Source organism: uncultured Dysgonomonas sp. (assembly GCF_900079725.1).
In the GTDB taxonomy this organism is placed as follows: domain Bacteria; phylum Bacteroidota; class Bacteroidia; order Bacteroidales; family Dysgonomonadaceae; genus Dysgonomonas.
The window spans coordinates 1,538,862-1,563,721 of record NZ_LT599032.1; the positions used below are offsets into that span (position 1 = coordinate 1,538,862).

At 39.4% G+C, this 24,860-nt stretch carries 21 protein-coding genes; 8 read left to right on the forward strand and 13 right to left on the reverse strand.

Annotation, left to right across the window (positions count from 1 at the left end; genetic code table 11):
- Positions 1–103: 103 nt before the first annotated feature.
- The 8 genes from typA to purD form a co-directional block, all read right to left on the reverse strand.
- On the reverse strand, positions 104–1,909 hold the full coding sequence (gene typA, locus QZL88_RS06695) for a translational GTPase TypA (protein ID WP_296939394.1): 1,806 nt from the start codon (positions 1,907–1,909) through the stop codon (positions 104–106).
- Positions 1,910–2,032: 123 nt separating this feature from the next.
- Positions 2,033–2,797 carry an FkbM family methyltransferase gene (locus tag QZL88_RS06700; RefSeq protein WP_296939396.1) on the reverse strand — a complete coding sequence of 255 codons (765 nt, stop codon included), beginning with the start codon at positions 2,795–2,797 and terminating at the stop codon, positions 2,033–2,035.
- A gap of 69 nt (positions 2,798–2,866) precedes the next feature.
- Positions 2,867–3,652 carry an acyl-ACP--UDP-N-acetylglucosamine O-acyltransferase gene (gene lpxA / locus QZL88_RS06705; RefSeq protein WP_296939397.1) on the reverse strand — a complete coding sequence of 262 codons (786 nt, stop codon included), beginning with the start codon at positions 3,650–3,652 and terminating at the stop codon, positions 2,867–2,869.
- Between the two features lie 102 nt (positions 3,653–3,754).
- Positions 3,755–5,140, reverse strand: a complete 1,386-nt coding sequence (locus tag QZL88_RS06710; protein WP_296939399.1) for a bifunctional UDP-3-O-[3-hydroxymyristoyl] N-acetylglucosamine deacetylase/3-hydroxyacyl-ACP dehydratase — start codon at positions 5,138–5,140, stop codon at positions 3,755–3,757.
- 20 nt (positions 5,141–5,160) lie between these two features.
- Positions 5,161–6,201, reverse strand: a complete 1,041-nt coding sequence (gene lpxD / locus QZL88_RS06715) for a UDP-3-O-(3-hydroxymyristoyl)glucosamine N-acyltransferase (protein ID WP_296945031.1) — start codon at positions 6,199–6,201, stop codon at positions 5,161–5,163.
- A gap of 124 nt (positions 6,202–6,325) precedes the next feature.
- Positions 6,326–6,796: a DUF4251 domain-containing protein gene (locus QZL88_RS06720; RefSeq protein ID WP_296939400.1), complete on the reverse strand. Its 471-nt coding sequence runs from the start codon at positions 6,794–6,796 to the stop codon at positions 6,326–6,328.
- An 88-nt stretch (positions 6,797–6,884) separates the two neighbouring features.
- Positions 6,885–7,892 (reverse strand): hypothetical protein, encoded by a 1,008-nt coding sequence (locus QZL88_RS06725; RefSeq protein WP_296939401.1) that lies wholly within the window; start codon positions 7,890–7,892, stop codon positions 6,885–6,887.
- Positions 7,893–9,164, reverse strand: coding sequence for a phosphoribosylamine--glycine ligase (purD, locus tag QZL88_RS06730; RefSeq protein ID WP_296939403.1), 1,272 nt, complete (start codon positions 9,162–9,164; stop codon positions 7,893–7,895). It lies immediately after the preceding gene.
- Between the two features lie 135 nt (positions 9,165–9,299).
- On the opposite strand from purD, the gene QZL88_RS06735 reads away from it, so the two are divergent.
- From QZL88_RS06735 to QZL88_RS06760, 6 genes are all read left to right on the forward strand, one after another.
- Positions 9,300–10,067, forward strand: coding sequence for a tRNA threonylcarbamoyladenosine dehydratase (locus QZL88_RS06735; RefSeq protein WP_296939404.1), 768 nt, complete (start codon positions 9,300–9,302; stop codon positions 10,065–10,067).
- Between the two features lie 64 nt (positions 10,068–10,131).
- Complete coding sequence (locus QZL88_RS06740; protein ID WP_296939406.1) at positions 10,132–10,815, forward strand: hypothetical protein; 684 nt, start codon at positions 10,132–10,134, stop codon at positions 10,813–10,815.
- Positions 10,816–10,862: 47 nt separating this feature from the next.
- Positions 10,863–11,318 carry a hypothetical protein gene (locus QZL88_RS06745; protein WP_296939408.1) on the forward strand — a complete coding sequence of 152 codons (456 nt, stop codon included), beginning with the start codon at positions 10,863–10,865 and terminating at the stop codon, positions 11,316–11,318.
- 364 nt (positions 11,319–11,682) lie between these two features.
- The gene (locus tag QZL88_RS06750) at positions 11,683–13,686 is read left to right on the forward strand and encodes an oligopeptide transporter, OPT family (RefSeq protein ID WP_296939409.1); all 2,004 of its coding nucleotides are present in this window, start codon (positions 11,683–11,685) and stop codon (positions 13,684–13,686) included.
- A 303-nt stretch (positions 13,687–13,989) separates the two neighbouring features.
- On the forward strand, positions 13,990–15,954 hold the full coding sequence (locus QZL88_RS06755) for a carbohydrate-binding domain-containing protein (protein WP_296939411.1): 1,965 nt from the start codon (positions 13,990–13,992) through the stop codon (positions 15,952–15,954).
- 216 nt (positions 15,955–16,170) lie between these two features.
- Positions 16,171–16,995, forward strand: a complete 825-nt coding sequence (locus QZL88_RS06760) for a hypothetical protein (RefSeq protein ID WP_296939412.1) — start codon at positions 16,171–16,173, stop codon at positions 16,993–16,995.
- Between the two features lie 3 nt (positions 16,996–16,998).
- On the opposite strand, the gene QZL88_RS06765 is transcribed toward QZL88_RS06760, so the two are convergent.
- The 3 genes from QZL88_RS06765 to QZL88_RS06775 form a co-directional block, all read right to left on the reverse strand.
- Positions 16,999–18,321, reverse strand: coding sequence for an NAD(P)-dependent oxidoreductase (locus QZL88_RS06765; protein ID WP_296939414.1), 1,323 nt, complete (start codon positions 18,319–18,321; stop codon positions 16,999–17,001).
- A gap of 408 nt (positions 18,322–18,729) precedes the next feature.
- The gene (locus QZL88_RS06770) at positions 18,730–19,275 is read right to left on the reverse strand and encodes an RsmD family RNA methyltransferase (protein ID WP_296939416.1); all 546 of its coding nucleotides are present in this window, start codon (positions 19,273–19,275) and stop codon (positions 18,730–18,732) included.
- On the reverse strand, positions 19,272–20,081 hold the full coding sequence (locus QZL88_RS06775) for a DUF3822 family protein (RefSeq protein WP_296939417.1): 810 nt from the start codon (positions 20,079–20,081) through the stop codon (positions 19,272–19,274). The genes QZL88_RS06770 and QZL88_RS06775 overlap by 4 nt, the downstream gene beginning before the upstream one ends.
- A gap of 196 nt (positions 20,082–20,277) precedes the next feature.
- Here QZL88_RS06775 and QZL88_RS06780 point away from each other — a divergent pair, with 196 nt between their 5' ends.
- Both QZL88_RS06780 and QZL88_RS06785 read left to right on the forward strand, forming a co-directional pair.
- Complete coding sequence (locus QZL88_RS06780; RefSeq protein WP_296939418.1) at positions 20,278–21,690, forward strand: AAA family ATPase; 1,413 nt, start codon at positions 20,278–20,280, stop codon at positions 21,688–21,690.
- A 184-nt stretch (positions 21,691–21,874) separates the two neighbouring features.
- Entirely contained in the window at positions 21,875–22,870 is a 996-nt protein-coding gene (locus QZL88_RS06785) for a family 43 glycosylhydrolase (protein ID WP_296939419.1), read from the forward strand.
- A gap of 30 nt (positions 22,871–22,900) precedes the next feature.
- Here the strand turns inward: QZL88_RS06785 and QZL88_RS06790 are convergent, their stop codons facing one another.
- Both QZL88_RS06790 and holA read right to left on the reverse strand, forming a co-directional pair.
- Positions 22,901–23,842 (reverse strand): carboxylesterase family protein, encoded by a 942-nt coding sequence (locus QZL88_RS06790; RefSeq protein WP_296939421.1) that lies wholly within the window; start codon positions 23,840–23,842, stop codon positions 22,901–22,903.
- A gap of 8 nt (positions 23,843–23,850) precedes the next feature.
- On the reverse strand, positions 23,851–24,855 hold the full coding sequence (gene holA, locus QZL88_RS06795; protein WP_296939423.1) for a DNA polymerase III subunit delta: 1,005 nt from the start codon (positions 24,853–24,855) through the stop codon (positions 23,851–23,853).
- Between the last annotated feature and the right edge of the window lie 5 nt (positions 24,856–24,860).

The window sequence follows — 24,860 nt, forward strand, 5'->3', positions numbered from 1 at the left end:
TGCTTTCGAGGCTCTATAAGGGATACAAAAAAAAACTTCCGGCACAATTTTGTGCCGGAAGAATATATATAAGTTAGTTTTATCGAATCAAAATGTTTTATTCTTAATTGGCGTTTTTTGTCATACGCTTACGGTCATTCTCATCAAGATATATCTTCCTCAAACGGATAGAATTAGGAGTAACCTCTACATATTCATCTTCCTTAATATATTCCAAAGCATCTTCAAGGCTAAAAATAATGGCTGGAGCCAATCGTACCTTATCATCTGTACCGGATGCACGCACATTTGTTAATTTCTTAGATTTTGTGAGATTCACAACCAGATCGCCATCCTTATTGTGCTCACCTACAATTTGCCCCATATAAATATCCGTTTGTGGCTCAACAAAGAAGCGTCCCCGATCTTGTAGTTTATCTATGGCATAGGCAAAGGCATTGCCCGATTCGCTGGCAATAATAGATCCGTTCGCACGCTTTTCGATATCACCCTTCCATGGTTGGAATTCAAGAAAACGATGTGCTATAACAGCTTCTCCTGCCGATAGTGTAAGAGCTGTATTATTCAACCCTATTATACCTCTCGACGGTATGGTAAATTCGAGATACACACGATCTTTTTTACTTCCCATCATTGTCAGCTCACCCCGGCGACGTGTTACCAGATCGATAATCTTACTGGAGTATTCCTCCGGAAGGTTAATAGTCAACTCTTCTACCGGTTCATGTTTAACGCCGTTTATTTCCTTTATAATTACTTTTGGTTGTCCTACCTGTAATTCATATCCCTCGCGACGCATTGTCTCTATCAGGATAGATAAGTGAAGGATACCACGTCCGAATACCAGCCAGCTATCGGCACTTGCAGTAGATTCTACACGCAAAGCCAGATTACGGTCAAGTTCCCTCATCAGACGGTCATGTATATGGCGCGATGTCACAAACTTACCATCCTTTCCGAAGAAAGGAGAATCATTGATTGTGAAAAGCATTGACATTGTTGGCTCATCAATATCGATAGTCGGTAATGGCTCCGGATTTTCTATACTAGCAATTGAATCTCCAATTTCGAAACCCTCTATTCCTACAAGGGCACATATATCTCCGCATTGAACAACAGGGACTTTTGTACGTCCCAGTCCTTCAAATGTATTTATTTCTTTTATCTTAGTCTTAATTATGCTCCCATCCCTTTTGCAAAGAGAAACATCCATATTCTCTTTCAATTCGCCACGATGAACACGTCCTACAGCTATACGTCCTACATATTTGGAGTAATCGAGCGATGTAATCAGCATTTGCGGGGTACCTTCCAAAATTTCGGGGGCAGGTATATGCTTTACAATAGCATCGAGAAGCGGGGCGATATCTTCGGTGGGTTTACGCCAATCATCAGACATCCACCCTTGTTTGGCCGAACCATATATGGTAGGGAAATCTAACTGTTCCTCAGAAGCGTCCAGACTGAACATAAGGTCAAAAACCATTTCATGTACTTCATCAGGACGGCAATTCGGTTTATCTACTTTATTGATAACCACAATCGGTTTCAGTCCCATCTGAATAGCTTTCTGTAAAACAAAACGCGTTTGCGGCATAGGCCCCTCAAAGGCATCGACCAACAACAAACAACCGTCAGCCATATTCAATACCCGTTCTACCTCACCTCCGAAGTCGGCGTGTCCGGGAGTATCTATTATATTGATCTTTGTTCCTTTATAATTGATGGAAACGTTCTTGGATAGGATAGTGATTCCACGCTCACGCTCCAGATCATTATTATCGAGAATAAGTTCTCCTGCTGATTGATTCCCTCTGAAGAGTTGTCCGGCAAGCAGCATCTTATCTACAAGGGTAGTCTTACCGTGGTCTACGTGCGCGATAATCGCAATATTTCTAATATTTTGCATATATATGATTTGAGGGTGCAAAGGTACTACTTTTTAATAACATACAATCAAAAATAGCATTAAAAGAGAAGCGATACTTCCAATAAAATAGGATACCATTTACCTGCTATATTTAGGATATAATCAGGATAAGGCTTTACCCTGGGGATGTATAAACAAAAAGTCACCCGATAATTTTCTTAGAGCCTCTTCATCAGAGGTGAGGAGACTGCCTTGCAATTTATGAGGGATGTAACCAAGTCTCTTAAATAAGTTTTTTACGGGTTCTTCGTTTTCTCCCCATACTTCTACCTGAACTACCGGCCTAAACTTATTTATAATATTTTCCATATCGGACAAGACAACGTGTTCAAATCCTTCTATATCACATTTTATATAGTCCAGTCTTTTTATGGATGAAAATAACTTTGACGGAATTTTCATTTTAGCGTCAAATGTAAATTCCTGAGTCCGAATATCCCCATCTCTCCGGGAATCATATACATGAGGCAAACCCGTCCTTAAATATCCGACGTTAGGAGAACAGACCAATGTGACATCCTTTTCTTCTTTTCCTAATGCGTAGGGATACAATACGATATTCTTTCTTTTATGGGCTTTTTCATTAAATATCTTATTATACAAAGCGATGGGCTCCACCGAATATACCATCCCCGATTTTCCTACCCACGAAGACATCAATATGGAGTAATAGCCAAGGTTAGCTCCGATGTCTATTACAATATCTCCTTCGTGTATTAGATTTCTTATATAATAATGATATTCGTATTCCTTCTTATTCTTTAGCAACCCCCATCTATACATTACAAAAAATAATCTTTGCAACAGCCGTAAGTAGTTTTCAATACTCAGGTAGCGAAAGATTATTTTTTGTATGCTATTTTTCATATGTTACGTAGATTTGACTATTTACAGGACTTTATTCGTAAAGCCTTTTATAATCAAAAAAGAGATTAATTACCCCATGTATCCTCTAACGATTCCGCGAGGTGAGTTTTTCACAAAATCTACGATTAATCTCATCTCGGGAGTTTCTTCAAACTCTTTCTCAATTTTGCTTATGGCATCAGAGAAATTGAAACCCGACTGATAGATAATCCGGTATATTTCCTGTATTTCATTTATTTTCTCATTGGAATAACCATTCCGTCTCAGTCCGACAAGGTTTACACCGGAATAACAAACAGGCTCACGTCCTGCAATAATATATGGAGGAATATCTTTACCTAAACGGGTACCTCCCTGAATCATTACATGTGCTCCGATACGTGTAAACTGATGTACCAATGTACCTCCACTCAAGATAGCATGATGATCGACCTCTACCTCTCCGGCCAGCTGTGTTGCATTTCCAACTATTGCATAATCGTTTATCACACAGTCGTGCGCAATATGGCTATATGCCATTAACAAACAATTACTGCCAACTTTTGTATATCCCTTCGATGCTGTTCCACGATTTACGGTAACACACTCTCTAACGGTAGTATTATCTCCCACAATAGCAAGACTGTCCTCTCCTCTGAATTTTAGATCCTGAGGATGACCTCCTATCACAGCTCCCGGAAATATGCGGCAACCTTTCCCTATACGGGCTCCATAACGTATATTAGCGCCGGACATGACTAGCGTGCCATCTCCTATTTCTACATTTTTATCGACAAAAGCGAATGGTTCTATTACTACATTCTCTCCTAATATTGCCTCAGGATGTACATATGCCTGATGAGATATATTTGACATGATATACTATAATTAAGATCTTAGATCTATTTATAACTTTTGTATCAACTGCAACTATAGTCAACTACGATCTAATAATGTTGCATCAATACTTTATTTTACTTATTTATTTTTTACAATTTGGGCTGTAAATTCCGCTTCAGAAACGAGCTTATCACCAATAAAAGCATATCCTTTCATATTAGCAATCCCCCTGCGTATTTCCGACATGAGGTTTAGTCTGAAAATAAGCGTATCTCCCGGCACTGCTTTGTTTCTGAATTTAACATTGTCTATTTTCAGGAAATATGTCGAATATCTCTCTGGCTCATCAACCTGTGAAAGAACCAGCAGCCCTCCTATTTGTGCCATAGCTTCTATCTGGAGTACTCCCGGCATAACAGGTTCTTGAGGGAAGTGACCTTGAAAAAAAAGCTCATTCACACTAAGATTTTTAATGCCGACAATATACTTTTGTCCGATTTCAATTACCTTATCTACCATCAAGAATGGATATCGGTGAGGTAAAAGCTCTTTTATTCTGTTTATATCAAATACAGGCTCTTTGTTTGGCTCGTATACTGGTGGTTGCACTTCGTTGAGCTTAATCTGTTTACGAACTAAACGTGCCAGTTTGTTATTTATTTTATGTCCCGGACGAGTTGCGATTATCCGCCCCTTAATCGGTTTGCCTATCAGAGCCATATCTCCTATGATATCGAGGAGTTTATGTCTGGCCGGTTCATTTGGATACTGAATCTGTTTGTTGTTAAGATAACCTAGTTCCGACGCGTTTTTATGCGGCACACCCAACAAATCGGCAAGACTATCCAAATCTTGCTGAGAGATCTGGCGTTCGTATATAACGATTGCATTATCCAGATCTCCTCCTTTTATCAATCCGGCATCACGCAACTTCTGTACTTCACGAACAAAAACAAAGGTACGGGCGCTTGCAATCTCTTTAGTAAAATCTTCCAGATTATCAAGAGATGCAGATTGATTCGGTATATATTTTGATTCGAATTCAATGAATGAGTTTATGCAGAAGCGGTCGTCCGGCAGCAAAGTCAGCTTAGATCCGGTCTCTTCGTCTACTACCTCCATTTTCTGACGAACAACAAAATAATCTCTTTCTTCAGTCTGCTCTACGATTCCTACTCCATATATCGCCTGAACATATTGTATAGAACTTCCGTCCAGGATAGGAAATTCAGGAGCATTCACTTCGATAAGACAATTGTCTATTCTCAAAGCATACAAAGCAGCCATAGCATGCTCTATAGTGCTTATCTGTACTCCGTCTTTTGTGAGTACTGTTCCACGTTGAGTATTACCAACATTTTCGGCCAGAGCGTCTATTACAGGCTGGTTTTCCAGATCTACTCTTTTAATTTTATATCCGTGGTTTTCAGGAGCCGGATTAAATGTTATCGTAATTGGTAGTCCTGTATGTAAACCTTTTCCCTGTAAAGTGAAACTGCCTTTCAGCGTATGTTGCTTGCTCATTATTAATTAATAAATGGTTCTTATTTGTTTTGGTTAGATTTTAATTCTTCTACTTCCTTCTGTAGCTGGGCCAATTGACGATACATATCGGGCAACTTAGGAAATACAACACTTGATTTGAAGAAATTCTTGACAGGTATGGCGGGAGATCCTAAGATTTTGGAATCTGATTCAATATTGCTTATAATTCCGGATTGGGCACCCACACTGGAATTATCTCCGATAGTAATATGTCCTCCAAGCCCTACTTGTCCTCCAAACACACAATGCTTCCCTATTTTTGTAGAGCCGGATACGCCGACCTGGGCTGCCATTACCGTATTTTCTCCAATTTCTACATTGTGGGCTATCTGGATAAGGTTATCCAACTTAACGCCTCTGTGCACCACAGTAGCGTCCATCACAGCACGGTCTATGGTTGTATTTGCCCCTATCTCAACATCATCTTCGATGATTACAATACCCATCTGCGGAATCTTTTTATATATTCCGTCTTCAGGAGCAAACCCAAAGCCATCGCTGCCTATTACAGCTCCGGCATGAATTATACAATTATTGCCAATGGTACATCCCTGATATACCTTTGCGCCGGGGTATATGATAGTATTATCCCCTATAGTAACATTTTCTCCAATGTATACCTGAGGGTATATTTTAGTGTTATTTCCTATTTTTACATTTTCTGCAATATAAGCAAATGCTCCTACGTATATATTCTCCCCGTATTTAACATTCGAGGCAATATAAGACATGGCTTCTATCCCTGTTTTCTGAGGCTTCGTCTTCTCTACCATATCTAACAGGATAGCCAATGCTGCATATGCATTAAAACAACGGATAAGAGTCGCCTTTACAGGCTGATCGGCTACAAAATCGTTATTTACCAGAACAATACTGGCATCTGTACTATATATATAGTGCGTATATTTGGGATTCGCTAAAAAAGTCAGCGTTCCCGGCTTACCGTCTTCTATTCTGGAAAAATTATTCACCACAACTGAAGAATCACCTTCAATTGTACCATTTAATACTGTAGCAATTTGCTCTGCAGTGAAGGATATTTGCATAAATAAATATTCAAAAGTATTTGGCGTCCCTTTAAGAGATGCGAAATAAATAATAATTTTCCAAATATATGACTTTTATACTTAAAAAAACAGTTGCCAAAGGTGAAATATTATATATTTATTCTATCTTTCCATAAAAACTTATGGTCTGGCGATTCGTATCCTGCACTGTCAGAGTAGCATATCCGGTATTCCCTATTTGTAATGTGAGAGTGTATCTTTTGGCATTATCCCGCGGTTTTATCACAACCTCCCACATATCTTTCTTTCCTTTGATCTGTGTATATTCAAAATCTGTACAGACAAACTTTATGCCCCCTTCATCCGTCGAGATCGGAGCCACATATGCCCGGCCAAAGTAAGGTAAATATGAATCTACCGTATCTTTGGAAATGTCTAACGAATATGAATAATTAAGATTTATCGATTTACCGGATGCTGGTAGAGCTGCAGTAGGGACAAATTTATAATTCTGACTTTCTACTTTATCCGTAATCTGCGATATAGTTTCTTCTTTAGACAGGCCTTCTCCCGATTTACAACTAATCATAAATAATGCAATCAGTGCAGTTGCTATGAGTGTTTTCATGCTGAAATTCCTCCTTTATTAGTTTATGTTTCAATTTGTGAATCCAGTTCACTAAATAGAAACGTGTAAAAGGTTACAAATGTTTTATTTATAGGGATAAAAAAGGTAAAAAACAGACAAGAATATAAAAAAGCATCGAAACATAAAAGAGAATAACACTTCCCCTCTTTTCGGCCAAAGCAAAAAAATGCGATAATAAAAAGGCGCCGGCAACCAAAGCTATAAATAAATATACAATAAAGTCAATGCTTAAAAAGAGGTAGGCCAATATACAGAAAACCACTGTAAAAGTGAGCAGTCTCAGATAAGCCCGTGTTTTTATCTTATCCTTATGGCGATTGATATAATTATCGCTCACAATCACAGCTAATAGAATGAGTGAAAATCCAAGAATGATCCAGTTTCCTGCATTTAATTGATAGAATGAGAAATCTGCCAGTTTCTGTACGTTCACAGATACGAAAGGGATAAGGAATGTGTCCAGGCTGTCGGTCAGAAAATAATAGGAAAATGCCGGAAAGTATAATATAGATACACCCAAAAAGGATGCCAAGAGTGATTTGAAATTAAAGCATCGCATCATACCCAAAACAATCCATAGCACGGGTAGATATACCAGTAGTGCAGGCGTAAACAGGCTACCCAGAGCCAGCATAAAACTTACTTTAAAAGCGTATATCTGCTTGCTTGTACTGTTATATGCCCCAAATAACATATATATTATAATAAGAAAAAGCAAGGCACTTATACACTCGGCAGACATCAGCATAAACCGGGGATGACAACTAAATAATAAAATAACAACAGCCGGCAACAATATGGTTTTCCTACGGATAAATACGTGTGTTGTATTTATATGTGTAGCCAGAATAGCCATACCTGCAATAAACAGGCTGCTACATATCAAAGAAACCAGATGATTGGTAAAAATAGTTGATAAAGGTATCCACAGATAACCGTTTGCCGGGCTACTATGGGTAAAATCAAAATATAGAAAATAAACAAGACGAATGATAATAGCAAACACAATGGAAAAAACAAGCATTCCATTTCCATCTGCAACATTCTTCTTATATGATTTTGGTACTGCCGTCATTTATTTCAGATCAAAGCCGATATCTTTTCTATAATATTTTTTCTCGTAAATTACTTTCTCTGCATTCTTGTAAGACTTAGCCAGTGCTTCGTCTTTCGTGTCCCCATAGGAACTGACAGCAATAACGCGTCCTCCACTGGTCAGTACTTTATCACCTGCTAATTTTGTTCCTGCATGAAAGAGTATACTATCCGAAACAGAATCCACCCCTGTCATTTCCTTGTTCTTATCATAATCTCCGGGATAACCTCCCGATACAAGCATGACAGTGACAGCATAACGATTATCTATCTCCATTGTTTTTTCTCCGAGTGTGTTTGTAGCCACGCCTTCCAGCAATGACACAAAATCCGATTTGATACGTAACATCACGGCTTCCGTCTCAGGATCTCCCATACGTACATTGTATTCTATTACCATCGGCTCGCCTTTTACCTCTATCAATCCTAGGAAAATAAAGCCTTTGTAAACAATATTGTCTTTCTTCAATCCCTCAACTGTAGGGATGACAATGCGTTCCTCAACCTTCTTCATAAACACATCGTCGGCAAAAGAAACGGGAGAAACTGCTCCCATACCGCCTGTATTCAATCCGGTATCGCCCTCGCCTATACGTTTGTAATCTTTGGCCACAGGAAGTATTTTGTACGAATCACCATCTGTAAGAACAAATACCGAACATTCTATACCCGAAAGGAACTCTTCAATGACAACAGTCTTACTGGCTTCGCCGAACATACCTCCAAGCATTTCTTTCAGTTCTGTCTTGGCTTCGTTCAGATTATTGAGAATAAGTACGCCTTTACCGGCTGCCAGCCCGTCAGCTTTCAGTACATAAGGAGCTTCCAGTTCTTCCAGAAAAGAATAAGCATCCTCAAGCTGCTCCAATGTAAAACTCCGGTAGCGGGCAGTAGGGATATTGTGACGCATCATGAACTGCTTTCCGAAATCCTTGCTGCCTTCCAGTTTAGCGCCTTCTTCCGAAGGTCCGATCACAGGTATGTGCTTAATCTCGGTATCGGTTACAAAATAATCATAAATCCCGCGTACCAACGGTTCTTCCGGCCCTACCACAACCATATCGATATTATTTTCCAACACAAACTGCTTTATTGCAGGAAAATCGGTAATAGACATTTCCACATTTTTTGCAATCAGATGTGTGCCTGCGTTACCGGGTGCTACATACAGATTGTCGACTTTTGTACTTTGTACTATTTTCCATGCAAGCGCATTTTCGCGTCCTCCGCTCCCTAACAATAAAATGTTCATAGTTGTTATTAATAAGTGGTATCTCAAAACTTTGGACTGCAAAGATACATGATTATTTTCTTAACAGAATAATCAGAAATAATTATTGTAAATTTGCACGCCGAAAAATTAAGAAAAAACAAGTAACTTAGATATATGCAAGAGGAAAAAGGAATATTTAAAAGAGCTGAATTGCTGCTCGGGAACACATTAATGAACCGAATTGCCGATACCCGGATTATATTATTCGGAATAGGCGGAGTCGGTAGCTGGTGTGCGGAGAGTCTTGTTCGCACCGGTGTAAAGCACCTTACAATAGTGGATTCAGATTTTGTTTGTGAAACGAATATCAACCGCCAGCTAATGGCCACAACCAAAACCGTAGGACTAAGAAAAGTAGATGTGCTGAAAGCCCGCTTGCTCGACATAAACCCCGATGCTGAAATTACAACAATCGCGGGAGTATACAGCGAAGAAACTTCGGCATCTTTCGACCTTGAAAGCTATGATTACATTATCGACGCCATAGACAGCCTCAAACACAAAGTGAACTTAATACTGACCGCCACCCGTACCAAAGCTAAAGTCTTTTCGTCGATGGGAGCGGCTTTGAAAATGGACCCTTCCCGCATAAAAACCGCCGAATTCTGGAAAGTAAAGGGCTGCCCTTTAGCTGCTGCCATCCGCCGGAAAATGAAACAAGGAGGAAAGCCTTCTAAAAAAGTGATGTGTGTTTACAGCGATGAAGTCCTCGATAACAAGGGGCTGAAATATGAAAACGATGAATCGAAAAGCTCTCAGTTACTTAAACAGGATAATCCTAGTGTGAAAGCGCAAACAAATGGTACATTGGCACATATAACGGCTATATTCGGGTTTACGCTGGCCGGATTGATAATAAAAGATATTTGCAAAGAAAAATAAATGGAAAGAATACACATTGATGATTGTTTACTATATTTGAAAATCTATTTAAACAACGATTCTTATGATAAAATATACCCTGATACTTTTTAGTATATTAACTTCCCCTTTACTTACAACAGCCCAGACCTTAAAAACCGAGAGTGACACACATATCTTCTGGCAACCAAATCGTAAATTGACAGTAGCAGACTTTAAAGGCGAGTGCTGTACTGAAGAACGATTAAGAGATTTGTGCAAAGAAAAAAATATGTGTACAATGGCTTATACCGGATTTTTCTCGATACTGGATATACCTAAAAAGAAAAAAGACAGAGGCAAACTGATCGAAAAAGCATATTTTGCTCCCGCATTTGAAAAGAACACTTCGTATATGGTCTTCAAAAACGATACTCTGGGAATCGAAAAACAACAAATAGTATTCGACATATATGAATTAGCCGCACGAAAAGTTCGGAAAGATTTGGACGATGTTTATAAAACAACGAATGCATACGGCACTATTCACCTTATGTATGGTAAAGTGAAAGATAGTATTGATAAATATAGGACCACCCTGGTCGAATTGTTTGTAAAAGATACATATTTGGATAATAGGGAGGGTGCCTATAAAGAATGGAGAGAAAAAATTGACGAGGAACTAGACAAACTAAGAGCTTATGCCACGACTCCCGAAGATTGTTACAGGTTTGTCCTCAACAAACCAATGAATGAACAATATGTAATGGCAGAGGTTATTTATCCATAAGTAATACTGATTTTGTAGTTTCGCAATTACAAACTAAATATAAAAATATGAACGAGCTGAACATCAACTACGAAGGAATATCGTCAACCAGAAAGGTCGCGAATATAGTTACAGGTATATATCTGGCTGCCTTTACGCTGTATTTTACAGTTACGGAAGGAATTGCCAGCAGGTTCGGATTTTTTTTCTTCTGCGCTATTGTCGGGTTTATTCTTGCGGATATATTGATTTTAAGTAATACCCTATGGCTACAGGGTTCAATTCTCAAAATTGATACCGGTTCGGTTACATCCGCTTTACCCAAACAAAGTAAAGTGACAATTGACTGGACCAGTGTAAGCCGCGTAAATATCGGTATAAGCTATATCGTTTTCCTGATAAACGGGGAGAAAAAACAAAGACGGATCGACCTTGTAACCCTCAGATATGAGGATGTACTTGCCACTAAAGCTAAAATAGTGGAAATATGCGAATATAAAAATATCCCGTATCAGAACGATTAACTGAAAAAACTTTATCTATGTATATAGCTTTTAGCCTTTAGCTATCAGCTGATAGCTCTTTGAAAAAATAATTAGCAGATTTGTAAATTAGCATATTAGCAAATGAGTGAAAAGGTGTAACCTTTGTTACCTTTTTGTAAAAAGATACGAGTAGACAAAATATCGGATCAGGTTGTTAACTGATGACTGCTTACTGTTGACTGAAAATGTTGTTACCTTTGTTACTTTTTGACCGTTACGGGTTGTTTACTGAAAGATATCCGCTCCCGCTTTTTTCTTTCCGGGAAAAAAATGTAGTTTTGTATTGTCCAAAATTTAAGACATTCTGTCTTGAATCTTTTGTAACCGATAAAACAGCTAACGTGTGAAAACAGAACATGAAGAGAAGGTGACCGGGCTACCTGAAAATGCCTTCCGTGAACTGAAGTCCGGCGAAGAATACAAGCCGGTAATGTCTCCCGACAAACAGTATAAAGAAGTAACTCCATGGTCGGTACTATGGGGGCTGGTAATGGCTGTACTCTTTAGTGCCGCTGCGGCTTACCTCGGGCTGAAAGTGGGCCAGGTTTTTGAAGCAGCCATCCCGATAGCCATTATTGCTGTGGGGTTATCGACAGCTACCAAGAGAAAGAATGCTCTGGGTGAAAATATAATTATCCAATCCATTGGAGCCAGCAGCGGGGTTATTGTGGCAGGTGCGATATTTACGCTTCCGGCTTTATATATCCTGCAATCCAAATATCCCGAAATTAGTGTCGACTTTTTTCAGGTATTTTTAAGCTCCTTATTGGGCGGTATATTGGGTATTCTCTTCCTTATCCCGTTCCGTAAGTACTTTGTATCCGATATGCATGGAAAATATCCTTTCCCTGAAGCTACAGCAACCACACAGGTACTTGTATCGGGAGAAAAAGGTGGCAGTCAGGCTAAGCCACTTATATTTGCCGGAATCATCGGGGGAGTTTACGATTTTGTTATTGCCACATTCGGCGCATGGTCGGAAACATTTACCACACGCGTTTTGCCTTTTGGCGAGGAAATTGCCGATAAAGCTAAAGTGGTATTCAAAGTAAACATAGGTGCCGCCGTTTTAGGGTTGGGCTATATAATAGGGCTGAAATACGCGGCAATAATCTGTGCCGGTTCCGCATTGGTATGGTTCGTTATCGTTCCGCTTCTTCCTTTTCTGGGAGATACTATGCTGGCAACTTTAAATCCTACTTTTGCAGGAGTCATTTCTAGTATGACGCCGGAAGCAATATTCACTACTTTTGCCCGCCATATCGGTATCGGAGGTATTGCAATGGCCGGAGTTATCGGTATTATAAAATCGTGGGGAATTATAAAAAGCGCAGTCGGTCTCGCTTCTAAAGAACTTAGAGGCGGAGCTGCTGATACAAAACAGATAGACAAGCGTACTCAATGCGACCTGCCGATGAAGATTATCTCTATCGGTATCATTGTTGCACTGATTGTGACATTCCTTTTCTTCTACTTCGGAGTGATACATAACTTATTGTATGCAATAGTGGGTATTCTTGTTGTGGCCATTATAGCTTTCTTGTTTACTACGGTTGCTGCTAATGCAATTGCGATTGTAGGTACAAATCCGGTTTCGGGCATGACGCTGATGACTCTGATCTTAGCCTCAGTGGTTATGGTAGCCGTAGGATTGAAAGGGACATCGGGTATGGTTGCCGCCCTTATTATAGGGGGTGTGGTTTGTACGGCGTTGTCGATGGCGGGAGGTTTCATTACCGACCTTAAAATAGGTTACTGGCTGGGATCAACACCCGCGAAGCAACAGTCTTGGAAGTTTTTAGGCACACTGGTTTCCGCAGCAACAGTAGGCGGTGTAATACTGATATTGAATAAAACATACGGATTTACAGGAGCCAATGCTCTGGTAGCACCACAGGCCAACGCCATGGCAGCGGTTATAGAGCCATTGATGATGGGAGCCGGGGCCCCGTGGGTATTATATGCAGTAGGAGCTCTGATAGCCATTTTACTCACTTTATTACGCGTGCCTGCACTGGCATTTGCTTTAGGGATGTTTATTCCGATGGAACTGAACGCACCTTTGTTAATTGGTGGTGCTGTTAGTTGGTACGTTGGCAGTCGCAGTAAGGATGAAGCCCTGAATGCCGCACGGCTGGAGAAAGGTACATTATTAGCCTCCGGATTTATAGCGGGAGGTGCATTGATGGGTGTAGTCAGCGCTGCTATGCGTTTTGGAGGTATAAACCTTGTGAATGAAGAATGGTTGGCTAACAGTGGTTCCGAATTACTGGCTCTGGCTATGTATCTGGTCATAATTGGTTATCTGGGTTATTCTTCGTTGAAAGCAAAGAAAGAAATGTTGTAATACTCTGTATTCTTAAATATAAGGAAAAGGATGGGGCGATTGTTCCATCCTTTCTTTTGTTAAAAAAAGTCCGTATTTTTTTCTGGAAACTTTATCTATGTTATAGATTACCTTATAAAGGTTTTTTGACTTTCTGGAAAAATTTATTTGTTTCTGATTGCAATTAAATGAATTTTGGTAAAAAAAATATCAGACAAACTAAACTATTCGTCGATAAAACTATCCCATTTGTCGAACATTCTTGTCGTATTCTTTGAATGGTAGTAATATTGAAAGCTCAAATTCACAAAAACTTATTAAAGTATGAGAATCCATAAATTCGTTTTTAGTTTATTCTGTAGTATATGTCTATTTATCGTTTCATCCTGTAGTGATAGTACAGACGACATTATTACTGATGAAGATGGAGTTGACGATGATACTGAAGTTGTTATTGATGACGATTTTGAGACCAACTCCCGGGACTCTGTGTTCTCAAATGCAGTTACCATTACCTTTTCTGATAATGCAGCAATAATTACGAACCCGTATGAAAATGACGGAGTGAATATTACCCAAAGTGATGGCAATGTAGTTGTTACCTCTACAAATCTGGTGACAGAAATTAATTATGTCTTGTCAGGAAGCATACAAAACGGTTCATTTAAGATTTACAGCGATTATAAATTCGGACTTATGATGAACGGGGTGGATATTACCAGTAGCGATGGCCCTGCCCTCAATGTTCAATCCGGGAAAAAAGTAACTGTAACTCTCGTAAACGGAACAAACAGCAGACTTATCGACAGTAATACCTATACGGCATATGCTGATGAAGATATGAAAGCTGCATTCTTTAGTGAAGGGCAGTTGAACTTCGAAGGAGAAGGAAGCCTGCTTGTGTATGGAAGATATAAACATGCTATTTGCAGTGATGATTATATAAGAGTGAAAACGGGAAATATCACAGTAGCCACAGCCGTCAGCGATGGTATCCACGCCAAAGATTATTTCCGTATGGATGGTGGAACCCTGAATATTAAAGCTTCGAGCGATGGCATAGATTGCGATAAGGGATATATCCGGATAGATGCCGGAAATATAACAATAAACAGTAGTGATGATGGTATAGTAGCTTCATATGAAGACACTGATACAACTATCGATCCATATATAACTGTAGGTGATGCCACCATAAATATTACTACCACAGGCCAAAAGGCTCAGGGTATAAAAAGCGACTTAGGTTCTTTGTCCGTTACTGCCGGAACAATCAACATAACGACTAAAGGGACAGCTGCCAAGGCCTTCAAGACAGGGGGTGATATGAATATAAGCGGAGGTAATATTACATTGGTTACAACCGGAGATGCTTTTTATGATACGGATGATAAAGATATATCATCTGCAGCAGGTATAAAATGTGACGGCAATCTGGCCATTGATAAAGGAACAATCACTATAGAAAGTTCCGGCGCAGGAGGAAAAGGCATCAGTGTAGATGGTGAACTTGTCATTAATGGAGGAACTATAAAAGTCACAACAACAGGGGGGCAGTTTAAATACGGTTCGGATGATACTGCCGCCAAAGCTATAAAAAGTGATGGAAACCTGACTGTCAATAGCGGAAATATCACGATCAAGACCTCCGGCGTGGAAGCTGAAGGACTGGAAAGTAAAAAGACCCTGACCATCAATGACGGCACAATAGAGATAGAGGCATATGATGACTGTATCAATGCATCCAATCACATAGGGATCAATGGTGGAAATATATACTGCTATAGTGAAAGTAATGACGGAATCGACTCTAACGGCACATTGACGGTTACAGGCGGGGTTGTTGTTTCGTCGGGTACAAAATCTCCTGAAGAGGGTTTCGACTGCGATAACAACACGTTCAAGATTACAGGCGGAATACTTGTAGGCACCGGCGGAGCAACCAGCAACCCAACAGCGAGTGTCAGTACCCAACGGTCGGTTGTTTATGGAACTACGGGCACAGCCAACCAGATTATACATATAGAATCTGCGGATGGGAAGAGTGTACTAACTTATAAAATACCACGTACATATTCACCGCTGACGCTATTGTTCAGCAGTCCCGATCTGGCAGCAAATACGAGTTACACTATATATACAGGCGGAAGTGTTTCGGGCGGAAGCGATTTCCACGGACTATATACACGAACGACATATACAAAAGGTACGGCAGCTACGACTTTTACAACAAGTTCTATGCTGACAACTATCGGAACATCTTCAGGAGGGCCGGGAGGACGGCCCTGATTAATACGTTTTTTAGGTTAATTGTAGGGAGCTATTCCGGGATGGAATGGCTCTTTATCTTTTTCAAATAACTTTATCTATATATACAAACAGAGGTATAGACTGATTTTCCGGAGAGAACTATTAGTGAGATTAATCTAAAATGATAATTTGTATATATCGGATTTTAATAATATACTTGTATAAGAATAATCGGTTTCTATAAAATCTAACCGTATGAAACAAATAATCTGTTTTATAATAATTTTATTAGCTGCCACATCCTGTAGTTCTACTTACTTCTTTTCTACATTGAATACGAATAATGAATATGTAGAAAAAGTAGACAACGGAGACTTTCTTTTGGAAACAGACAGCTTATGGATTGCCTATTGTTTCAAGGGTGAAAGTGCTCCCATACAGATTACGGTTTTCAACAAGCTGCCTGTTCCCTTGTATGTAGACTGGCAACGCTCTGCACTTATACTGGATGGCACAGCATATTCTTATGCGAAAGACAAACTTAATTTCTCTGGAAGTGCTGAAGTATTCGTGGATAGTTATAATCTTTCGCCTGATCAGACATACAGTTTTGCAGACGGAAGTTTTGCCGGAGATATAGAATCGCCTCAAAATATAAGTTTCATACCTCCCAATACAATGATTAGCTATATTCCTTTAAGGCTGAATATGAATTTCGACAAATTGGACAAGAATCTATATCGAGACTCTTATCTAGGAGATAAAGACAATAATGCAATAAAAGTAAAGAGGATAGATTATTCCGAATCCGACAGCCCCTTACACTTCGAAAGTTATCTGACTGTTTATGCCCGACCGGAACATCCTATGACATTTCAGCAAAACTTCTATATGTCGAATTTAATCAAAACCCAGTCTATAAAGCCATCTAACCTTCCAGGAGATATGGCCGAAAGAGGAGATTTCTTTTACATAGAAAAACCAGCTAACAACACTTTCTGGGAGATACTGTTGGGCACAACCCTCGTTGTTGGAGCTGTAGCAATTGAAGTTGCCGTAGACGCAAATACCAGATATTAGAAATCACCCCTCCAACAGCTTTACAGCATCAATGTAGCGGGCTATTCCCCGCGCCACTTGCTTAGCTTCACGCATAGCTAAAACAACAGTCTGTGGCGTATGCACGACATCCCCTCCGGCAAAGACTCCTTTACGGGTGGTCATACCGTATGGATGTTCTTTAGTTATTACATAGCCGCTATCATTCACTTCAATACCCAAGGATGTAGACACTATACGGTTGGCTGGCTTTGAGCCGATAGCAATGAAAACACGTTCCATAGGCATTATCTTTTCCCCTTCGGGTGTTTCTACACGAATGGCTTTGAGTGTATTATTTTCACCGAGACATTCCACTGTCCGGCTCTCCCAAAGAAAATTCACTCCTTCCTCTACCGCTTCGTTATATTCAGTCTTTAGCGCAGGCAATTCATCTTCTGTCTTGCGATAAATGATGTTTACCGAATTCGCCCCCATTCTCAAGGCTGTGCGGGCAGCATCCATAGCTACATTTCCGGCACCAATAATAGCTACATTTTCCCCTTCCACCAATGGCACGGCATTACGGCTTATGTCGCCGTTATTATAGAGATTAACCATCCGTAGAAAGTAAGATGATTGCAATACCTTATATAGATTGATACCCGGAATGTCTAATCTGTTTGGGACAGACGTTCCTGAACCTATAAATACAGCATCGAATTCACGTGACAACATCTCGTCCACGGTCATCTTTTCACCAACAAGAAAGTCATTAATAAAGGTAACACCCAAAGCTTCTATTTTATTTATCTCCCTGCGGACAATATCTTTAGGCAACCGATACTCCGGTATACCATACATTAATACCCCTCCGGGTTCTTTTTGTCCTTCAAACACAACTACATTAAATCCCTCCCTGGCCAGGTCTCCGGCTACGGTCAGCCCAGCAGGTCCGGAGCCAACTACAGCAACCTTTCCTCGGGTTTTGGGTTTTAGTCGCTCTTTTATAAGATTCATATCACTGTCGAAGTCCGCGATAAAACGTTCCAATTTGCCGACTCTCACCGGATTGTCTTTTTTATTAAGAATACAATGACCTTCGCATTGCTTTTCATGTGGGCAAACCCTTCCACATATAGCCGGAAGATTACTCTTCTCATTTATTATTTGCATTGCCGCGCCAATATTTCCCATTGACAACTGATTCACAAAACCAGGAATATTATGCTCTATAGGACAACCCTGTATACATAATGGGTTTTTACAGTTGAGACATCGTTTAGCCTCATCAATAGCTTCTTTAGCGGTATAACTTACATTTATTTCAGCAAATTTATTACTTCTCATTTTTATTAAATTATCCATAAGCACAGTTTTTGCAATGTTAACATTGCAAATATATGTACTTTTTTGCTATATACATATTGCAAAATAAGTTTTTATAAAAAATAAAAGAGAATTACAGAAATAGAATTTTATTAAAAAAGAAATAAAATCAACCTGCTCTATCCTTTCTATATAGATAATTCTTTTAGAATAAAATAATAAATCAGAGTGTAAAGTTTATAAAATAATGATTTCAAGACTTAAAGTGGATAGATTTAAAGAAAAACCTCACCAGGGCAAGTTAAATAAAGTTAACAAAATAAAGAAAAGCACCAAAACATGTTTTACAACATAAAAATTCCATTATCTTTGTACTGTGTTTTTCATGGTATTAGATTTAAGGTTAACAATGAAGATTGGTTGTCGTGATGACAACCTTTTCTTATTTTATAGAAGTACCTTTCTGAAGATACTGAAATTCACGCTTCCATATACTCTTTTATCCTCAAATAAAGGTAACCCGGAAAAATCATGATCTTTCGGATGCTCCAGTATAAATATGCCTCCTGGCTTTATTAAATCCTTTTCAAAGACAATACGCGGGACATCCACAAAGTTTTTCATATCATAAGGAGGGTCTGCAAATATAAGATCAAACTGCTCCTTGCATCTTTCCAAATAACTGAAAACATCCATTTTGAGCAATAATAATTCTGATTTTATCTTCAATTCCTCTTTCGTTTTTTCAATGAAAGATGCATGATTGAAGTTTTTCTCAATACATGTGACCTGTGGACAGCCTCTCGATACCAACTCAAGACTTATACCTCCTGTTCCTCCGAATAAATCGAGAGCAACGGTATCTTCCCAATCTATAGTGTTATTCAGCACATTGAAAAGATTCTCTTTTGCAAAGTCCGTCGTAGGCCGTGCTTTAAAACTTTTAGGCAGATCGAATCTGCGTCCCTTATATTTTCCGCTGATAATTCTCATAATACTAATGCCAATAAATCGAGTGGAGCCTTTTGAGCATCCTCATTCCATAAATATACTTCGCTTGGAGTATTCATCCTTTCTATATTCTTAATATATTCCTGTAACCGGATAACAACCAGTTCGTCAGGTTTCCCGCTTATATATATATAATCTTCCAATTGATTAAAACCACAATTTTCCCATAATTTAAGAATATAGTAAACCTGATTGGCTGCCGGTTCATTTTCATAAGTTAAACAATGAACAAGCTTTGAACCTGAAAAACAAATAACATCCATAAAATTACCATGAAAATTCAAACACACCTTCGACCTTAAATTTGTTACTCCTCCCCTGCCCTCTAATAAATTAATAAGCAGATTGGAATGGTGAAAAAAGTGAGGATTCCATAAATTACGCAAAAGAAACTCAAAAATATCTTTCTCTACGTTAAACAAGCTTATAATATCCTGTTTTTCAATCAATCCTGACATCAATTGTCCGGCTTCCTGATTATGGGTAAAATTATACAATCTCTCTCTCTCCTTTATATTGAAATAAGATGCAGGAACCAGCTCATAGTCAGAAGAAACAATAATAACATTTGTCCGTTTAAATTCCTGGGTAAGAAAATTCAGATCAAAAATAATTCGCTGAATATTGCCTAATAGATTATCATTAGTCGAAAATGTAGTTTCACGCAGACAATATCCTTTTCCATTCTCCGGATCGGAAATAGAAAACATAAATTCATCCGTTTTTATACGAATGGATAAAACATATTTTTCTGACTGTCCAAGATCTATATTTTCCGGTAAGAACATATTTTATTTTTATATTGCAAAGTAAACAGAATAATATTCATTCATACATATTACCCAATATTTATTACTCTTTCTCCAATCTATAGATAAATCTTTTTATAAAGATTGATACATTACCCTGATTTAATATGTACAAAGTTAGAAAAAGATATTTTTATCCACTATTTTTGAACTTCAATTCACTTAACCATCCATTATGATCAATAAATTCTTCCTGGATAAGATAAAGCAGAATTTTCCATTCGAACCTACTTCCGAACAAGCTACCGCTTTGGAAAAGATCGTGGATTTCCTTTTTTTACAGAAAGAAGAATCTTTATTCTTATTGAGAGGTTACGCTGGTACAGGTAAATCCTCCCTTTTAGGTGCATTGGTAAAAACCATGACCGAATTTAAGCAAAAAACCGTGCTGCTCGCCCCTACGGGACGTGCCGCCAAAGTTTTTTCTTCATACTCCAGCCACCCTGCGTTCACTATTCATAAGAAAATATACCGCCAGCAAAAGTATTCCGGCGACTTCGGTAGTTTCGGTATAATGGACAATCTGCACAAAGATACTTTATTCATTGTCGATGAAGCTTCTATGATAAGCAACAATGGGCTTGATTCATCCATTTTCGGTACGGGGCGATTGCTGGATGATCTCATTCACTATGTCTATTCGGGAGAAAATTGCCGGTTATTATTGATCGGCGACTCTGCCCAGCTACCCCCTGTAGGAGAAGATGACAGTCCTGCATTACAAACCGATGTACTTACCGGATACGGACTGGAAGTGCGTGAAGCCATGTTATCACAAATCGTCCGTCAGGCCGAAAGTTCCGGTATATTATATAATGCTACCAGTATCCGGAATGCGCTTAACAAGGGGAGAACAGAAGCTTATCCTAAGCTAAAGTTGAAAAAGTTCACAGACATTGTCCGTATATCAGGAGAAGACCTTATAGATGAAATATCGGCGGCCTATGATCGCGATGGACTGGAGAATACTATGATTATTTCTCGTTCTAATAAACGTTCCAACATCTACAATCAGGGGGTAAGAAATCGCATACTCTACCGAGAAGAAGAACTCTCTGCCGGCGATATGCTGATGATTACCAAGAACAATTACTTCTGGACTGAGAATACTGAAGGTATTGACTTTCTTGCCAATGGCGAAATAGTAGAAGTACTGCGTGTCCGCGGCGAACAGGAGTTGTATGGCTTCCGTTTCCGCGATGTACTGGTAAAGAGCATCGATTACGACATAGAACTGGAGATAAAAATACTGATGGATACGCTTCATTCGGACGTGGCAGGACTTACACGTGAACGCTCCGAAGAGCTATTCGTGAATATAATGGAAGACTATGCCGATATATCTACCCGTGCAGGCAAAATGAAGAAGCTGAAAGTAGATCCCTATTATAATGCGGTACAGGTTAAATTTGCCTATGCTGTAACCTGCCATAAAGCTCAGGGGGGAGAATGGTCTAATGTATTTCTCGACTTAGGCTATATCTCGGAAGAACATCTTGGCATAAACTTTTACCGGTGGCTATATACTGCAATCACCCGGGCCAGTGAAAAATTATATCTGGTTAACCTGCCCGATGAATTTGTGTAGGAGAAAATGGTATGAGCAGACATTTATAGCAGATTTCAACCAACGAAAGGTAATTTCTGGTCAATCTTAGTCACCCATATTCATTTGTGTACAAATGGCTTCTGTTCTTCAAAATATATGCATTATATTTGAAGTATACGGAACAATTATCCGTTCCTATTTAAAGAAATCCAATTTGTATATTATGAAGAAAACTGAACCACTATTACTTTCCATTATCCTTTTTCTAATACAATCTATCTGTATTAATACATCAGCTCAGAACTCCAATACATACCAAAATCCGGTAATCAATACCAGCTTACCCGATCCTACTATCATCAAGACCAAAGATGGTAGCTTTTACTTATATGCAACCGAAAATACCCGCAATATACCTATCTACAAGTCTGATAATCTCACCGACTGGACATTCACCGGCACTGCCTTTACCAACGATACCCGCCCTAATTTCGAACCGAAAGGCGGATTATGGGCACCCGATATCAACTACATCAATGGAAAATATGTCCTATACTATTCCATGTCGGTATGGGGAGGCGAATGGACATGCGGCATCGGTGTGGCTGTATCCGATAAACCGGAAGGACCCTTCTTCGATAAAGGAAAGCTTTTCCAAAGCAAGGATATAGACGTCCAGAACTCCATCGACCAGTTCTATATAGAAGACAAAGGCAAGAAATACCTTTTCTGGGGCAGCTTCAGAGGTATTTATGCCACTGAACTCAGCAAGGATGGCCTAAGCCTGAAACCGGACGCCGCCAAAAAGCGGATAGCGGGAACTGCTTTCGAAGGAACATATATCTATAAGAAAGGAAAGTACTATTATATGTTCGCATCCATTGGCACTTGTTGTGAAGGAGTAAAGAGTACCTACCAACTTGTTGTAGGACGATCCAAATCTCTATTTGGCCCATATGTGGATAAATCAGGAAAAGACATGATGGATAACGGATATTCAGTTGTCATTGGCTCCAATTCCCGGTTCGTAGGCAATGGCCATTGTTCCGAGATAGTACAGGACAAGAAAGGAAACGACTGGATCTTCTATCATGGAGTAGATCTGGAGAATCCTAAAGGCCGTGTATTATTGCTGGACCAGATAAAATGGGATAAAGAAGGATGGCCATACACAGAAGGTGGAATCCCCTCATTGTCAGCCGACAAGCCTGTATTTTAAAAGAAATACTTCTTTAGAACAAGGGATCTGTCACTTAAAATTGGTCTTTATATAGTCTGTCATCTCAAAGTCTTTCTTCATTTCCGGTTTACCGATCTGCTGTACTTCCGTATGAATCATCAGTGGCTGCTTGCCAGCCACATATTTTTCCAGAAAACTGTCTATTTCGTGTAAGTTGGAAGTCATCGGACTCTCTGATATTTCGTGCGCCGCATTTTTCACATCAAAGAAATAATAAGGCGAAGCTATCTTATTTAGCTGTCCTTCAATATATTTCGATCCGTAAAAGCTGTAGTTATAAAGCTCTATCTTATCATAAGGTACATTACTATCGGCATCGCCATGGAACAACTGCATCGGAGCCGGAGGCGTCTGCCACTGCAACTCCCCGTCGATACTGAATATTGCGCCGGCAAAAGAGATAATCCCGGCATAATTAAACCCAACAGGAAGTTTCCCTGTTACTTTTGCCCGGGTACAGATAGCATATTCGCCGTGTAAAACAGATACGGCACCTGCGCTGGAACCATTGGCAACAATCATATCCTTATCAATATTCCAATCTCTGGCATTATCCACTACAAAAGCCGTGGCATCGAAGAGGTCTTCCACTGCCATAGATATACTTTTATTAAGAGCGGCTACGATACGCATCGGGTCTTGGGTATCCAGGCTCTTCATTCCCAGCCTGTAATCAATAGAAACTACGGTAAAGCCTTTATCTGCCAAATGATTGAAATACCCAATGTAATTCTTATTATCACGAACCCCTCCGACAAAACCTCCTCCAAACATAAAAACAATGCATGGCTTTTCTTTTTCCGGCCCGGGCAAATCATATTTATCGAGACGAAGGGTGTCTGTCCCTTTTATGGAATAGATATATGTCTCCTTCCTTAGCGGGTCATTTGCTCTAATAGTGATACTTAGCAATAATAAGACCGACAAAATGAATACAAGGCTCTTTCTCATAAGGCAGACTAATGTGTTATTTTATACAGTAACTCTTTTAACAATTCCCCATCGGGCGTAGATACATTATCCACCCCTTTGCATTTAGCGTCGTATGTTCTCAGTAGACTAAGTATCTCCATACATTTAAAAGCATTGTAATTGCGTATTGCCGCAACATAATCTTTTGCCTGATATGGATTCCTGAATCCCAGTTCGGCGGCGATACCCTGCTCTGTTTTATTCTTTGCCCAGTAGCATATCATCAGATTGCTGAAGAAATTGAAAAGAACTACCAATGTCACAATCAAAGGATTGTTCTTTGGATTCTTCTCAAAATAATCCGCTATCTGGTTCACTTTGAATGTATTCTTTTCTATAACAGCCTTTAGCAACTCGAAGTTGTTAAAATCCTTGCTTATACCAATATTCTCTTCTATCAGATTAGGAGTAATCTGTACCTGGCCTTTCGGCATAGCAATCAGCAACTTAGCTATCTCATTGGTTAGTTTGCTCAGGTCGTTTCCCAGATAATCGGATAGCATCTGTGCCGATTTCGCATCTATAGCCAGCCCTTTTTGTTGCATGTAAGAAGAAATGAAGGCCGGTATTTTATATTCCGGTATCTTCTTCGACTCGAACACTATACCGTTCTTATCTATTTCCGCATACAGCTTCTTACGTTTATCCAGCGTCCCGTTCTTGTAGTTGAGTACAAGGACGGTTGTATGAAGCGGATTCTTTGCATAAACCTCCAGTTCCTCTATTTTAGTCAGGTTTTGAGCTTCTTTTATAACAATCAGCTGATAATCGGACATCATCGGAAAACTACGCGCCATAGTAATAACAGAAGCCACATCTGTCTCCATTCCATAACGGATAGTTTGGTTAAAGTCCTTTTCCTCCTCAGGCAGGACGGTGCTTACCAGCATATCTGTTATCTCGTCGATGTAATACGGCTCGTCACCCATCAATAAGTAAACAGGCTTAAATTTACGGGCTTTTATATCGGCTATAATTTGCTCAAAAGTCATAGTCC